Origin of the sequence: Psychrobacter sp. TB55-MNA-CIBAN-0194 (genome assembly GCF_040309505.1) — a bacterium.
Taxonomy (GTDB): Bacteria; Pseudomonadota; Gammaproteobacteria; order Pseudomonadales; family Moraxellaceae; genus Psychrobacter; species Psychrobacter fozii.
In genome coordinates this window covers 65,257-79,924 of the sequence record NZ_JBEOOW010000009.1, presented here as the reverse complement: position 1 = coordinate 79,924, position 14,668 = coordinate 65,257, and the positions used below count along the sequence as shown (strand labels likewise).

The following is a 14,668-nucleotide window of genomic DNA, read 5'->3' as shown; positions in this document are numbered from 1 at the left end:
CTTATTGTAGGCTGATAGCCCATCTTGTTTTCATTTATAGCCAAACTGTTTTACATTGGTTAGATTATTGCTTTAACCACTTTTAGCATTTGGCTGTCTTTTATTTAAACTGTTTAGACTTGCCTATAGTTGTCATGCTTCAGTCTAAGATACCACAAATTTTGTCGTACGAGCAGTGCTCGTAAAAACAGCTTATCTACCACTGATTAATTTTGATACGCTTATTCTGTACTTGCGAGTGCACTAGATAAGAAGTTGCGGTCACATAAAGCATGTGCAGTGATAGGGTATACTGCGCTAATATCGACTAACCATAAAAGCGACAATCTTCTCGTAATGATTATGAATATTGATAAAAATATAGGGCGATTACAATGCTACTTCCCCCACAGTCTGTGAGTTTGGATGAATTTTCAGTCGCTGTGCCAACCTTTATTCGTTATCCCACGCTCAGAAAGCTGGCTGAGCGGGTGCAACGCGAAACTTTAAATACTGTTACTGGTTCAATAATGCCTGACTCTTATCAGGGTTCTCACAGTGCTCGTCTTTTAGACAGTTTGTATCAAACACCGATTGCGGATGCCTCAGTATTGGTAGCCATTACTCATGAACGTCACCCTAAGTTGCTACTGACGCTTCGGGCTGCGCACATGAACAGTCATGCGGGCGAGGTATCTTGTGTGGGCGGTAAACATGATCAGAGCGATGGCAATAATGTCATAACAGCTTTACGTGAAGCATGTGAAGAGACGGCGCTACCACCTAATAAAGTACAGCTGCTCGGCCAACTGCCTATTCAAACGTCCAAGAGCGGCATGAGTGTCAGACCTATCGTTGCGCTCATTGCCCCAGATCTGATATTGGTACCAGAACCTGGCGAAATCTCACGCATTTTTTGGGCAGATTTTGAGTCGTTAGTCACTCAGCCTACTGTAGAGTATGCCGTGGAATATGCAATGCAAGATGAAAAAGCGACCATTCTCACGCCTAGCTGGCAAGTGGATGGTGAGACGGTATGGGGTCTGACGGGTCGAGTGATTGCTAGCTTATTAGAGACGGGCTTTGATCGGCAGCTTGACTGGTACTACCGTATACAAGACACAAGGTTATAGCGTTTAATATAAGGCTATAGTCACTCCTCTATAAATTGGTACCGTGTCAGTCTCACTTAGTCTACTAGTTGTAGTCCTGTCATTCGCTTTCCTTGTATCCAAATTATATTAAACTGACTATAGTCAGCGAACTGCTAAACCGCTACGGCGTTACCCTGCTTAGATGTACTATTTGTACAATCTGCAGTCGGCTGCCTTGTATCCATTTTAGATTTCTTTGACTATATATTATGATTATTTACTTATAGTAGTCATCGTTTTTCTTTAGCCACCAATTCATATTATCTTGGCGCTTGAATCGGAAGGCTTCTAGTTTTTTAGCAACACTCTGATTGTGCTGGCGTGCGGTATCTAGTGCAAATAAAATAGGCACAGAAGACAGAACGCCAAAACGTATCTTAGATTTCGGTAAATCTAGCCCATCACCAATATCATCGCCAACCAACGTACGTGTCACGCTGGCATTGACCATTTCAACGAAGCGTCCACGTCTATTGTCTTCGCCCATGAGCTGGCGTGGTAAGTCGTGTAGCGCTTTTGCCAGTGGCTGTCCCATCTTAAAATCAAGCTGTTGGATAGAGAGGTAGGTATAGAGCCACTCCCAACAGGCGGCTTCATCTTTTGGCAAGCGATCTAAATCAACACCCATCCAGTAGCTGGCCAGATTCCATAAATGCAGAATACCTTCTGCTTCTTCGCTGCTGATGCGTGCACCTAGTAGTCGTAGTCCGCGCATAATCAATAATGAGAACTGTAAATGCGTGGCAATCATGTCGGTTTGATTGATGGGGATGCCCCAATAGTCAGTATTCCAACTGCCATCAGGATTACGGTGCTGATCTACCTCTGCTATGACGCCAGTGGCAGCATTGCCTTTACCTTTCAGCAGGTTTTGCCGTACTAAGGTATGAATTTGACGCACCTTGATAGACTGTCGCCAGCCTTCAGAGCCAATAGCTAACACTTGATCAATAGGTTTTTGGTCATTGCTCACGTTCGACCGTGGATGTTCAGAGACAGACAAGATATAAGCATAGGTGCGCATCAGGCGAGGTAGGGCATCGTGCATCAATGCGCCAGTCTGAATCAGTGGCAAAGACAGAGCAGGGATGCTATAGCCTGCCATCAATGCGACATTACGCAATAGCCAAATGAGCATGAGTGGATAACGGCGATAGGCGACCGCACCAATTTGCGCCAGCTTGGGATCGAACCAATCAGGATGGCTGCCAAACTGCGCTGTTAACGCATTGAATGAGGCGTTTTGTGTGAGGTCACTATCTACTTTTCCATCGATGATTAATTGCTGTAATGGCTTTGCAAAACGAATACCATCATTAGCCAATGCGTCTGCTAGCGGGTCACCAATGTCGTAGCCTGCGACTATTTCATCTAATAAGTCTTGCGAGATGACAAAGTTTTTGGGTAATAAATAACGTTTGATGCGCTTTAAGACTTGTAGGTCGCTGTGGTCATCTATCGCAGTGGTACGCCCATGACGTAGATAAGATTCTACTGACGGCTGCTTGTGGGGTAAGGTGCTATCAGGAGATTTTTTATTGATATCGATTGAATCCATATTTATCGAGTGCCGTTATGGTTAGGCTTTTTCATCACGCCCTAATGTATATTGTTCTGATTTAATGAGTCCAATTGCCTTTGCCTGTCATCGATATGACGTTTGATTTGGCGTCGCTCATCAGCGAGTAATAGTAAACGTGCACGTGCCTCTTTTTCATTGGCAAAGCCTAGCATCGCACCACCTTCCAACTTATCGAATTCTTCTTGATATTCTTCTAACAGTCTTTTGTCACTATCTAGTTGATTTTCTAGATTATAGTACTCTAAACCACGCTGATTGGCTTGTTGTAGATTGCTCGCTATGGCGACTGGGCAGACATTATTGAGCTTACGTCCGCGTCTGCCAAGGTTATAGGCATTGTCAGTGATGCAGTATTGTTTGAGTCCTAACTGGCGACCGCGCTCCCATGCTTGATAGTCAGGAGCCACGCTGGCCTTGGCACAGGCTTTGGCATGTGATGCTAAGCGGTCTGATGGATAGCCTGCGACGCCATCATTATAGCCAATAGCCTGCCAGTCGCCGATGAGGCATTCTTGCTTAGAGAGAGTGGCGCATCCTGATAGTAGAGAAATGCTACCAATGATAGCCATACTTGACGAGAGCCGCTGTATAAACCGTCGCATCCTTGTCTCCTATAGCGATGTGTCTGAATTTAAATATCCTTAAGTCAGAGCATTTTTAAGCAAAGCATCCTTAAACCAAAAACTCTTAAGCAGAAATACCTTGAAGGCTCGGGCAATGTGCCACTTATTTGCTATATCGCTCTTAAGTGGCTTGCCTTATTATCAATGCGGACGAGTCAAATCAACTGACGTGCCACTTACATTGTCTTTCAAGCTGACTTTGAGCATTAAGTAACCAGCCACACCAGAGACGATTGAACCCATGATAATACCTAAGCGCTCATCGAACAGCGCAGTTTCGCCAGCGAATGCTAAGCCACCGATGAATAAACTCATGGTAAAGCCCACACCGCATAGTAAAGCAGCACCGTAAACCTGCTTGTAGTTCATGCCTCTAGGCATCGTTGAGATACCAAGTTTAAAGATTAACCAGCACATGACCATCACACCAACTTGCTTACCGATGAATAGACCAGCAGCGATACCCAGCGGGACAGAGTGGAACAATTCCGCTAATCCTGCACCTTTGAGTGATATGCCTGAGTTGGCAAATGCAAATAATGGCAAGATACCAAAGGCAACGGTATTATGTAGATCGTGCTCTAACTCCTCAAGCGGTGAATGCTCAGGATCCGTACGGTCAAACATAGGAATAAATAGTGCTAAAACCACACCAGCCAAGGTGGCATGAATACCAGACTTGAGTACGGCGACCCACATAATCACACCGATGAGTAGATAAGGCGTGATACTAGTGACATTGCGGCGATTAAGGATATATAAGAAAGGCAGACATAACGCTGCTAATGCCAATGACTGTAATGACAAATCACTGGTATAAAATAAAGCGATAATCAAAATCGCACCGATATCATCAAAGATAGCAATCGATACTAAGAATACTTTTAGAGAGTTGGGAACTCGGTTACCTAGTAAGCTTAAGATACCAAGCGCAAATGCAATATCAGTGGCCGCAGGAATCGCCCATCCTTTCCAGAACTCAGGCTCATTATAGTTAAAGAGTAGGTAAACGATGGCAGGGGCAATCATGCCGCCCAATGCCGCACCCGCTGGTAGTATGATTTGTTTGACGTTGGATAGCTCGCCAATTAAGACTTCTCGTTTAAGCTCAAGGCCGACTAAGAAAAAGAAAATCGCCATCAGACCATCGTTGATCCAGTGATGCGCGTCTTTAGCGATAGCAAATTCACCGATTTGGATAGCAACAGGGGCATGGATAAAGCCTTCATACCACGTATTAAGAGGGGAGTTAGCAATAATCATTGCAGCAATAGCAGCCAATGCTAAGACAATACCACCTGCCGCCTCAAACTCAAAAAATGCCTTAATCCTTCGTATTGCCATATCATCCTCATTTGCTAAATACAATTTACTAAATAGTTCAATAACTTCAAATATCTATACTACTGCTCTCAACGATATAGTAGCCAGACAACAACAGTTTCTCATACTCTTATTAATATACACAACAAAATACGTCAATCAAAAGCCATTAGCTCAGCACATTAGTAATAGCAATGTGACAAAGTTGAGGTCATAAATGAAAATATAGCCAGTCGATACATTCTTTAATCAGACTGCTTTTATCTTGCGTATTTGGTAAGTGGTTAGACAAATTTAACAGACTTTGTCATGTTTTTGGTTTTTTTTAGCCCTTTATCTCTATAATGAGCGACATTAGCAAAATCAATAGCTACCCTAAAAGCTACTTCAACAGTAACTTTAATAATAGTATCAATAACAATATTAATAGAAATGCTAATAGCAGTATTTTAAATCTAACTTCCAAAGCCGATTTTTAGGGCTTTCTTTTTTATTATAAATTTTGCAGGTCAGAGTCATGGACTTATCACTTTCACTAGAAGTCATTTTAATGCTTACGGCTGTGGCAGCGTTGGCAGGATTTATTGATGCTATCCGGGCGGCGGCGGTTTACTGACCATACCAGCCATGCTACTGGCCAATATCCCACCAGTACTCACGCTAGGTACCAATAAGCTACAAGCGGCATCAGGTGCATTAGCAGCATCCATTACGATGATTCGAAAAGGTGTCGTAAAGCCGCAACGTATAAAAGTAGGTATTATTGCTGCTTTTATTGGTTCCGTTATCGGTACGATTGCCGTTCAGATGTCGCCACCGGATTTGCTCGAAAAGCTGATTCCGTTTTTGATTGCCGCTATTGGTATCTATACGTTGTTTGCCCCTAGACTTGGTGAAGTAGAAGCAGCACCACGCATATCCGAAAGTAAATGGCAAAAAGTCGTTGCACCAATCATTGGTTTTTATGATGGCTATATTGGGCCAGGCACTGGTATGTTTTTTGCGCTTGGTAACGTGGCATTGCGCGGTCGTCAGATTATAGAAGCGACAGGTGCCGCAAAAGTATTGAACCTATCTACCAATGTAGGCTCGTTAATCTTCTTTATCATAGGCGGTAATGTCTTGTGGAAAGTAGGGCTGGCGATGATGGTTGGACAAACGATAGGGGCGTACTTTGGCTCGCACATGGTGGTCAAGGGCGGTAGTAAGCTGATTCGTCCGATGATTGTGGTGGTGTGTTTGGCGATGATTACTAAGTACGTATTTGGCTAATCTAGGGCGTGTCATCAATTAGCACATTAATGCATTTAGTGGCCTTAAAATGGCTAAATTTTGCTAAACATCGTCAGTAATTTTGTCAATATGTTCATATTAACGGCAATTTCTTCCTTGTTTATCTACAATTTTTCTCATTTTAAGCCTCACAATCTAATTGATGACACGCCCTAGTCAATTCACTATAAAAGAGTGACAGCGTTCACCGCGCTTGAAGTATGAAATATACATCTGAACTCAGTTGCCTTGTATCTGTTTTAAACTTCTTTGACTATACCTTTCTTAAATTGAACCAGCTATAGTCAGCGAACCACTAAAATATGTAAATCTTCAATCATAAAAAACCCCAGTCTTATAAAGTAGACTGGGGTTTTTTATGGAACAATGATACGGATAGACCGTTAGTCATTACTAGTCTTTTTTAACATCATCGTACTCACTACCCATGATGCCATCGCTAAAGACTTCTGAGAATTCACGCTCATTGTCTTCATCAATATGACCGTCGAATACGTCTTTGGCACCAGCATTAGGGTCGTTATAAATGGCTACATCCATTTTACCTTCTGATTTTGCTACGATAGCTGTCACAGCAGCATCACCACCAACGTTCACAGCAGTACGTAGCATGTCTAGTATACGATCCACACCTAAGATTAAGCCAATACCTTCGATAGGCAAGCCAACTTGTGCAAATACCATTGATAGCATAATCAGACCAACACCCGGTACACCAGCGGTACCGACAGAGGCTAATACTGACATCAAGATAACGGTTAGATATTCGGTCACACCCAAATCAATACCATAAATATTGGCAATGAAGATGGTCGCTGTACCCTGCATGATTGCCGTACCATCCATGTTGATGGTGGCACCAAAAGGAACGGTAAACGAGGCAACAGAGTTATTCACACCCATACGCTTAGTGACTGTGCGCAAGGTGATAGGAATCGTCGCGTTCGAGCTTGAAGTACTGAATGCAAAAATCTGTACTTCACGCATTTTTGCCAAAAATGTTTTGATTGATAAGCCTGAAGCGACTTTTAGGACAATCATCATGGTGATAAAGAAATGGAACGCCAATGAACCGATCAATACAGCCACATAACCAAGCAATGACCAAATCAAATCTAAGCCAAGCTCTGCCATGGCTTTGGTTAATAGTGCAAAGACACCATAAGGTGCTAGGTTCATAATGATGGTCACCATCTTTAAGATGACTTCATTGATGAGCTCTAAACTTTTAACCAAGCCTTTAGCAGGCTTGCCAACCATCAAGATACTGACACCAATCAAAATCGCAAAGAAAATGATGGATAACATATCGCCATTGGCCATCGCGCTGATGGGATTTGATGGAATAATATTAGAGAATACATCAAGCAAAGGTGGCGCTGATGCGACTTCAAAGGTAGCATCTGTACCAATGTCCATACCTTTACCAATACCAAACAAGATGCCAAGTCCAATCGCCGTTGCAATAGCAAGTGCAGTGGTGAACATATAGATCATAAAGGTTTTGGTACCAATACGACCAAGCAGACGAATATCACCAATACCGCATACACCGCAAATCAATGAGATCAGTACTAGCGGTACGACCAGCATTTTGAGTGAGTTAACAAATAGCTTGCCAATAATAGCGAGAAAGCCGTTTGTAATATACGTATTAACAAAGCCACCTTCAGCGTTTAGTCCTGAATAGTTTATAAACAAACCCAGTATGATACCGAGCGCCATGGCAACCATGATCTTGCCCGTCAGTCCCATATTTTTCCACATAACCTCTATCCTTTTGTGTACAACGTCCAATAGCAGGTATGATAATAAATCAATGCGTAAATGATTGCTGTTTCTACACCCGATCTTGCTACGTCTATAAATTTTGATTGGTCATTCTATGTCAGGCTCTCAAACAATATTAAATAATTGTTAAGGTTGCTGCAACATTTTTTTATGATTCAGCCGAGATAAACCTAAGAATAAAGCGCTTATAAGGCTACCCACGATTTCAAGAGAGCAGATAATACTGCTTTTTTCCGCTAATGATAAGCAAAAGTTTTTGTTTGTAACCAAAAAAAAGACTGCCCGAATTGGACAGTCTTTTTAAATTAAACAATAGTCATGTGGTATTTGAGATTTTTATATCCTGAATACGGTTACATTTGTATATTACCGTGCTTATACATTATCGCTTTCATCACGACGCAGACCATCTCGCCACTTGCTCTCGGATGTAGATGGTTTTTCTACGTTATCTTCTACTTGTGGGGTTTCAGTGCTATCTAGATAATTGGATTTTTGTACGTTGTCATTCGCGATTTCCAAATGATCAGATTTGTCAGCGCTAGACAAGTTGTCAGAATTTTCAGCATTGTATTTATTGAGACGATGGTTATTACTCATGCGTTCGCTCAAATGCGATTCTGCATCACGGTAACGAGGATCAAGTGCTTCTGTCTCAGGATCAGAGTCTTCAAAGTCGGTCTGCGCCTGTACTTCTTCAACAGTATCCTGCTCATCAACCATCTCGACATCACCGTCGACTTCATAGCCGTGATTTGGGTTGGCATCGCCAGTTGGTTTATCGGTGTTGGCAGAAACATTGCTATTAGCATTATCACTAGCAGAAATATTATCGACAGCATGAATGTTGTCACTAGTAGGAACATCAGAATCATCAACTAAGGGTTCGTTATCAGTCGCAATACCATTTCGAGCTTGTGCGGCACTTTTTAGTTCAGCATAGTCAGTCAGCTGTTGTACAGCATTGTCGAGGCTATGCGGATTGGCGCGTTCTTGCACCTGCAATAGATGTTCATCGAACACATCGGTCAATAACGAGTCAAAGCGTATGGCATTATATTGAATAAGCACTTCGGCTTCTTCTTCAGTGATGTCTTCATTTTGACTGGCATGCACGACATGATCTTCGAAGGTAAGTCCTTCAAAACTGTCTTGGTGCTCAGCCTTTTTAAACTTCTGCCATAACGGTTCGATGCTGGTTAAGGTCTGATAAGCATGCTCCATACGGCCGGTCACATCGTCTTCTTCAATAGTGTAGTAGACCATGGTTTTTAGATAATCACGGAAAGGATTGGCCTCAAAGTCATCCATGAAGGTATCACCCAATTGGCGTTTGAGTTCATCACTTGGCGGCGTAAAGATACGACCACTTGGGAAAGTCACAAAGCTGACCAGTTTGGCTGCCATACGATTTGGGAAATTATCAAAGAATGATAAGAAGGCTTCTTGAATGGTGTATAAGCTGTTTTGCAAGGCAACCTCAGCATGTAAGCGCTCAGACTTTGATTTGGTGCCATGTTCATAAAACTGCAAAATAGCCGTTGCGATGAATAAATGACTATGAATATCGGCTAAGCGACCAGAGAGCATTTCTTTACGTTTCAAGTCGCCAGCCAACAGTCCTAGCGCCATATCAGCCGTTAGGGCAAAGCCCGCGCTTAAGCGGTTAATATGTTTGTAGTAGGGACGGGTAAAGCTGTCTGCAAAACTCGGTGCATGATTGCTACCGCCGACATACCCTGCGACGAAGGCTTTTGCCCCACGATTGAAGGTATAGCCCAAATGTCTAAAGAAAAGCGTATCGAATTTTCGAGTCGCACCTTCTTTATCTTTGCTCTGTAGCAGTTGTAACTCATCAAATAGATACGGGTGGCAGCGCATGGCACCTTGACCAAAGATCATCAATGAGCGGGTCAGTATGTTAGCACCCTCAACCGTGATAGAGACCGGAATAGCCTGATACGGCGTCGCCAAAAAGTTACGCGGACCCATCTGTACTGCTCGACCACCAACCACATCCATGCCATCGTTAATCACACTGCGCATAGTTTCGGTCGCATAGTATTTCGCCATGGCTGTCATGACTGATGGCGTACCACCTTGGTTCAATCCGCACGTAACGAGATGGCGAAACGCTTCTAGCATATAGGTATTGCTAGCCATACGACTGGTGGCGTCTTGTACGCCTTCGAACTTACCAACAGAGATTTTAAACTGCTCACGAACCTTAGCAAAAGCACCAACAGACAGATACGTCATCTCACTGGCTGAGGTTGATAATGCAGGAAGAGAGATGCCGCGACCAACGCCCAAGCATTCCATCAGCATGCGCCAACCGCGACCAGCGTTCTCGACACCGCCGATGATGTAATCTAATGGGATAAAGACATCTTTGCCATCGACTGTACCATTCATAAATGGCGAGCCGATTGGGTTATGACGTGGCCCTGTGATGACGCCTTGATGGCTGGCAGGAATGAGTGCACAGGTAATACCGTAATCGGTTTTTTTAGAATCTCCAAGCAGGCCTTCTGGGTCATGCATTTTGAATGCTAAGCCCACGACTGTGGCGATAGGTGCCAACGTAATCCAGCGCTTTGAGAAGTTCATACGTAGGCCGAGTACCTGCTCGCCTTCATGCATACCATAACAAACCACGCCCGTATCAGGAATAGCGCCCGCATCCGAGCCCGCTTCAGGACCAGTTAGACCAAAGCAAGGTACTTCCTCACCTTTGGCAAGACCAGGTAGCCAGCGTTGTTTTTGCTCATCCGTACCATAATGCATCAACAGCTCACCAGGGCCAAGCGAGTTTGGCACCATGCAAGTCACAGCGGCTGTAGGAGAGCGTGAGGCAATTTTGCTCATGATACGGCTTTGCGCATACGAGCTAAAATCTAGACCACCAAATTCTTTAGGAATAATCAGACCTAAGAAGCCATTGGCTTTAATAAATTGCCACGCCTCAGGCGACAGGTCTTTGTCTTCATGCTGAATTTTCCATTCATCAAGCATGGCACACAAGACTTCTACTTCATTGTCTATAAAGCTTTGTTCTTCTTCTGACAGTTCTGGATACGGATAATTGGCAAAAGTGTCCCAGTTAGGCGTACCCATAAATAGCTCTTTTTCCCACCAGCTAGTGCCCGCGTCAAGTGCCTCACGTTCGGTATCACTCATGCTCGGCATCGCGCCGCCCAATGCTTTATAGACAGGCTTGGTAATCAGTGATTGACGAAGAGGGGCGACAAGTAATACCAGGCATAGCAGCGCTATCGGTACGCCTAATATAAGTGACCATGGACTGATAACGGCAGTGACGATAACGGTAACAAGGGCAGTAACGCTGCCAGTGACACGTGACAGGGACAACAAAAAGATGGCCAAAACCATGGCTAATTGAATGATGATTGCCAAAATAAATAAGCCAATTGCCATGACTGTCTCCTTTATAACGCTGAACCAAAAGCGTGAGAAATGTAGGTGTAAAAATGTTTGAATCTATATAGTTGTTATTTTTCGGACGTTTAGTAGTCTTATAGCTAGGTTAAGCCAGCTACCAATAATTGGCTTTGAAGTCCAATTAGGAAAAGACAAATAAAAAATAAAGATAGCCATCAATATGAAACAGTTGTCGGCGACTATCAACGGTTAAAATGCTACGCTGTGTCGATAATATGTATCAAGCTGCATAAAGTATATAGCTAGTGCGACCAAAGACCAAATAAGTCAGATAAAACTACCCAAAAGGCGCCAAACAGCTTTCGGCATAGGATAGAGTATCGTTACGTCCGACGATGATATGATCGACTAGCGATATGTCTAATAAATCACAGGCCTTTTTTAGCTCATAGGTGAGTAAGTTGTCAGCTGTCGATGGCTTGGAGTCTGTATGAGGATGATTGTGTGCGATGATTAATTGGCTGGCTGCATGACTCAACGCGTGGCGTAGTACGTGCTTCATGCAGACTGAGCATGATGAGATGCCGCCTGTGAATAGTATCTCAAAGTTTAAAAGATTGAGAGCATTGTCCAGACAAAGAACGGCAAAAACTTCACGATGCTCACCGCGTAATTGGGTGCTGATATAATCTTTGACTGCTTGAGAGCGCCCGAGTGCTTGGCCAGTTTTGAGTTGGCTGTCCAAATAGCGCGTACCCATCTCGAGTGAAGCCAATATTTGCGAATATTTTGCAGGGCCGATACCGTGACAGGCAAGGACGATTTCTTGTGGCGCGGCCAATAGCTCTGCCAAACTACCAAACTGCTCGATCAAATGACGAGCCAGTTCAATCGCTGACTGTGATTGAGTGCCTGTACGTAGAAATATGGCTAATATCTCTGCATCGGACAAATGAGCCGCACCAAACTTCAACAACTTCTCACGTGGTCTGTCATCTTCATGCCAGTCTTTGATCGCCATTATCACTCCTTGAAAATGGATTGCTGCTAGAGATATTTGGTAAATATCGAAATTCTTACCCAACTTATCTCATAATTGTTACTATAAGCGCAATTTTATCTTTCAACTTTTTTATTGTTGCCATGCTTATGTCTAATATTGTGCTTGCTATCACTGGCGGTATCGCCGCTTATAAATCTGCTATATTTGCCCGCTTATTAATCAAAGCGGGCTTTAATGTGCGCGTCATTATGACCACGGGTGCACAGGCCTTTATCACACCGCTGACACTGCAAGCCTTGACTGGTAATGAGGTGCATATCTCACTACTGGATGAGCAAGCAGAAGCAGGGATGGGGCATATTGAGTTGGCTAAATGGGCAGATTTAATCGTCATTGCGCCAGCCTCGGCCAATACGCTCGCACGTCTTGCGATGGGTATGGCGGATGATCTGCTGACCACCGTTTGTCTTGCTACCACCGCACCTGTCATTGTCGCCCCTGCGATGAATCAGCAGATGTGGGCGCATCCAGCGGTAAACCTCAATGTGCAAACGCTGGGCGACATGAATTATCATGTGATACAGCCTGCAAGCGGTGAACAGGCTTGTGGTGATGTGGGAGCAGGGCGATTACCTGAGCCTGAAGAGCTATTGGCCGAAGTATTATTGTTCAATGCCATGCAAACGACACCGCAACTACTTGCAGGCAAGCGAGTGGTGATTACCGCTGGACCGACAGTAGAAGCAATCGATCCGGTTCGTTATTTGTCTAATCATTCTACCGGAAAAATGGGTTTTGCTTTAGCGCGTGCTTGTGTGGCTGCTGGTGCCGAGGTGATTTTGATTACCGGTGGTAAGGTGGCACTTCCTACACCGCTTAAAGTCACGCGTATAGATGTTTTATCTGCGCAAGATATGCTGACTGCCGCGCAGCAATGTGTGGATGGTACACATAGCGAGCTACAATACATATCTGAAGACGAGCATGACCACGATCATCATCATGACCACTCACACGACCACCATGGCGATTGCGATTGCGGGGACGAGCAGGATAATGTCACGGTTAGCACCGATGATAATGTGAGAGTCGCTGATATCTTTATTGCGACGGCTGCTGTTGCTGACTACCGTACGGAAGAAGCTGCTCCGCAAAAAATCAAAAAAACGCAAGATGCCATGGCGCTAAATTTAGTTAAAAATCCTGATATTTTGGCGACTATCTCTCTTGCTCATCCAGAATTGTTTGTCGTTGGTTTTGCCGCAGAAACCCAAGATGTCGAGCACTATGCTCGTGGTAAACTTATTTCCAAAAACTTAGATTTGATTGCTTGTAATGATGTCTCACGGGCTGATATTGGTTTTGCTAGTGACGATAATGCTATGCAGGTGTTTTTCTCAGAGCATTATGAGAATGATAGCATCATGCTTGAAAAAGCAAGCAAAGATAAGATTGCTGAGCAATTGGCTAGCATCATCGGTGAAACAGTTTGGCAGCGCCATAATAGCTAAGATATGCGTTCAATCTAAATAAGACAGTATGTGATGCGCCAAAACGAAACTGGCTAAGTCCACATTGAATGGCATTAAGGACAGGTAATATGAAAATATTATCTGTCCTTAGTTGCTTTACTTGACTAAGATTTATTGCGTTTTTATCGCCATTATTGAAATTAGGACAGGCATTAATGCTGTCGCTATAAATGTAAATATAAAGCCCTGAGTGGTATGAAATATGATGGAAATGGTGGGTAACGATAGCACGCAGATGCTAATACTGACTTTGATTTTTGCAATGGCATCGCTGCTGCATGGTATTAGCGGGCTAGGTGTGACGTTGGTGACAACCACGGCACTTGCGAGTATTTACCCGTTGCCACACGCCATTGTGTTGGTTATTTTTCCCTCTATATTACTCAATGCGATGACTTGGCTATCTGGTGGTGGTCGTACGATTTGGCAGAATTTTACTTATTATGGCAGGCGTTATTGGTTATTGGCATTGACCAGCTTACTTGGCAGCATACTGGGTGCCAAATTATTGCTATGGATAGATAGTGCTTATATTTTATTGACACTGGCAGCGGTTATTGCCTTTTATGTCATCAGTAGTTTACTTGGCAAACAAACCCGTCTACCAGATACCAAGCCTGTGCTGATTATGGTTGGTTTTAGCGCTGGCGTTATTGGCGGTGCGACCAATGCCATGTCGACTATCCTTATGATGTATCTACTGTCTGCCAGCGATGATAAAAACACCATCGCGAAAGTCGGCAATATGTGTTATTTTTTGGGTAAAGTTGCCCAGATTATTGTGTTACGTGAACCGATTATGGCGTTGACCAGTGGTGAGTGGCAGCTGATTACTTTACTTAGCGTGATATCTATCGTTACTCTTTTGGTTGGTATTCGCCTGCGTCGTTACTTGCCGCAAGCTCGCTTTCGTCAGCTTATTTTATTGATTGTCACGGTGCTTGGTATTCGTGTGGGCTGGCAGGGGATTACGGCATTTTTGTAGT

The 14,668-nt window shown here is 43.7% G+C and carries 9 protein-coding genes and 1 pseudogene; 4 read left to right on the top strand and 6 right to left on the bottom strand.

All coding sequences use genetic code 11. The annotated features are described in order from the left end of the window. Positions 1–374 precede the first annotated feature (374 nt). Positions 375–1,112: an NUDIX hydrolase gene (locus AAEY75_RS11355; RefSeq protein ID WP_352259622.1), complete on the top strand. Its 738-nt coding sequence runs from the start codon at positions 375–377 to the stop codon at positions 1,110–1,112. Positions 1,113–1,350: 238 nt separating this feature from the next. Here the strand turns inward: AAEY75_RS11355 and AAEY75_RS11350 are convergent, their stop codons facing one another. From AAEY75_RS11350 to nhaA, 3 genes are all read right to left on the bottom strand, one after another. Next, a complete protein-coding gene (locus AAEY75_RS11350) occupies positions 1,351–2,691 on the bottom strand; it encodes an oxygenase MpaB family protein (protein WP_197135013.1) in 1,341 nt (446 codons plus the stop codon). Positions 2,692–2,732: 41 nt separating this feature from the next. Beyond that, complete coding sequence (locus tag AAEY75_RS11345; protein ID WP_197135014.1) at positions 2,733–3,317, bottom strand: DUF2799 domain-containing protein; 585 nt, start codon at positions 3,315–3,317, stop codon at positions 2,733–2,735. Between the two features lie 162 nt (positions 3,318–3,479). Beyond that, the gene (nhaA, locus tag AAEY75_RS11340; RefSeq protein WP_110924052.1) at positions 3,480–4,682 is read right to left on the bottom strand and encodes a Na+/H+ antiporter NhaA; all 1,203 of its coding nucleotides are present in this window, start codon (positions 4,680–4,682) and stop codon (positions 3,480–3,482) included. Between the two features lie 496 nt (positions 4,683–5,178). Between nhaA and AAEY75_RS11335 the strand changes: the two are divergent. Next, a pseudogene (locus AAEY75_RS11335) lies at positions 5,179–5,933 on the top strand (TSUP family transporter). Between the two features lie 414 nt (positions 5,934–6,347). On the opposite strand, the gene AAEY75_RS11330 reads toward AAEY75_RS11335, so the two are convergent. The 3 genes from AAEY75_RS11330 to radC all read right to left on the bottom strand — a co-directional run bounded on the left by AAEY75_RS11330 (position 6,348) and on the right by radC (position 12,168). Further along, on the bottom strand, positions 6,348–7,721 hold the full coding sequence (locus AAEY75_RS11330; RefSeq protein WP_352259621.1) for a dicarboxylate/amino acid:cation symporter: 1,374 nt from the start codon (positions 7,719–7,721) through the stop codon (positions 6,348–6,350). Positions 7,722–8,120: 399 nt separating this feature from the next. Beyond that, complete coding sequence (locus AAEY75_RS11325; protein ID WP_352259620.1) at positions 8,121–11,183, bottom strand: acyl-CoA dehydrogenase; 3,063 nt, start codon at positions 11,181–11,183, stop codon at positions 8,121–8,123. A 301-nt stretch (positions 11,184–11,484) separates the two neighbouring features. Beyond that, positions 11,485–12,168 (bottom strand): RadC family protein, encoded by a 684-nt coding sequence (radC, locus tag AAEY75_RS11320; RefSeq protein ID WP_352259619.1) that lies wholly within the window; start codon positions 12,166–12,168, stop codon positions 11,485–11,487. A gap of 128 nt (positions 12,169–12,296) precedes the next feature. On the opposite strand from radC, the gene coaBC reads away from it, so the two are divergent. Together coaBC and AAEY75_RS11310 are read left to right on the top strand one after the other, a co-directional pair. Next, positions 12,297–13,661: a bifunctional phosphopantothenoylcysteine decarboxylase/phosphopantothenate--cysteine ligase CoaBC gene (gene coaBC / locus AAEY75_RS11315; RefSeq protein WP_352259618.1), complete on the top strand. Its 1,365-nt coding sequence runs from the start codon at positions 12,297–12,299 to the stop codon at positions 13,659–13,661. 223 nt (positions 13,662–13,884) lie between these two features. Beyond that, the gene (locus AAEY75_RS11310) at positions 13,885–14,667 is read left to right on the top strand and encodes a sulfite exporter TauE/SafE family protein (protein WP_352259617.1); all 783 of its coding nucleotides are present in this window, start codon (positions 13,885–13,887) and stop codon (positions 14,665–14,667) included. Position 14,668 lies beyond the last annotated feature (1 nt).

Bases quoted from the DNA above. Each gene is read 5' to 3' on its own strand.
- AAEY75_RS11355 (WP_352259622.1), top strand. From the start codon at position 375: ATGCTACTTCCCCCACAGTCTGTGAGTTTGGATGAATTTTCAGTCGCT.
- AAEY75_RS11350 (WP_197135013.1), bottom strand. From the start codon at position 2,691: ATGGATTCAATCGATATCAATAAAAAATCTCCTGATAGCACCTTACCC.
- AAEY75_RS11345 (WP_197135014.1), bottom strand. From the start codon at position 3,317: ATGCGACGGTTTATACAGCGGCTCTCGTCAAGTATGGCTATCATTGGT.
- nhaA (WP_110924052.1), bottom strand. From the start codon at position 4,682: ATGGCAATACGAAGGATTAAGGCATTTTTTGAGTTTGAGGCGGCAGGT.
- AAEY75_RS11330 (WP_352259621.1), bottom strand. From the start codon at position 7,721: ATGTGGAAAAATATGGGACTGACGGGCAAGATCATGGTTGCCATGGCG.
- AAEY75_RS11325 (WP_352259620.1), bottom strand. From the start codon at position 11,183: ATGGCAATTGGCTTATTTATTTTGGCAATCATCATTCAATTAGCCATG.
- radC (WP_352259619.1), bottom strand. From the start codon at position 12,168: ATGGCGATCAAAGACTGGCATGAAGATGACAGACCACGTGAGAAGTTG.
- coaBC (WP_352259618.1), top strand. From the start codon at position 12,297: ATGTCTAATATTGTGCTTGCTATCACTGGCGGTATCGCCGCTTATAAA.
- AAEY75_RS11310 (WP_352259617.1), top strand. From the start codon at position 13,885: ATGATGGAAATGGTGGGTAACGATAGCACGCAGATGCTAATACTGACT.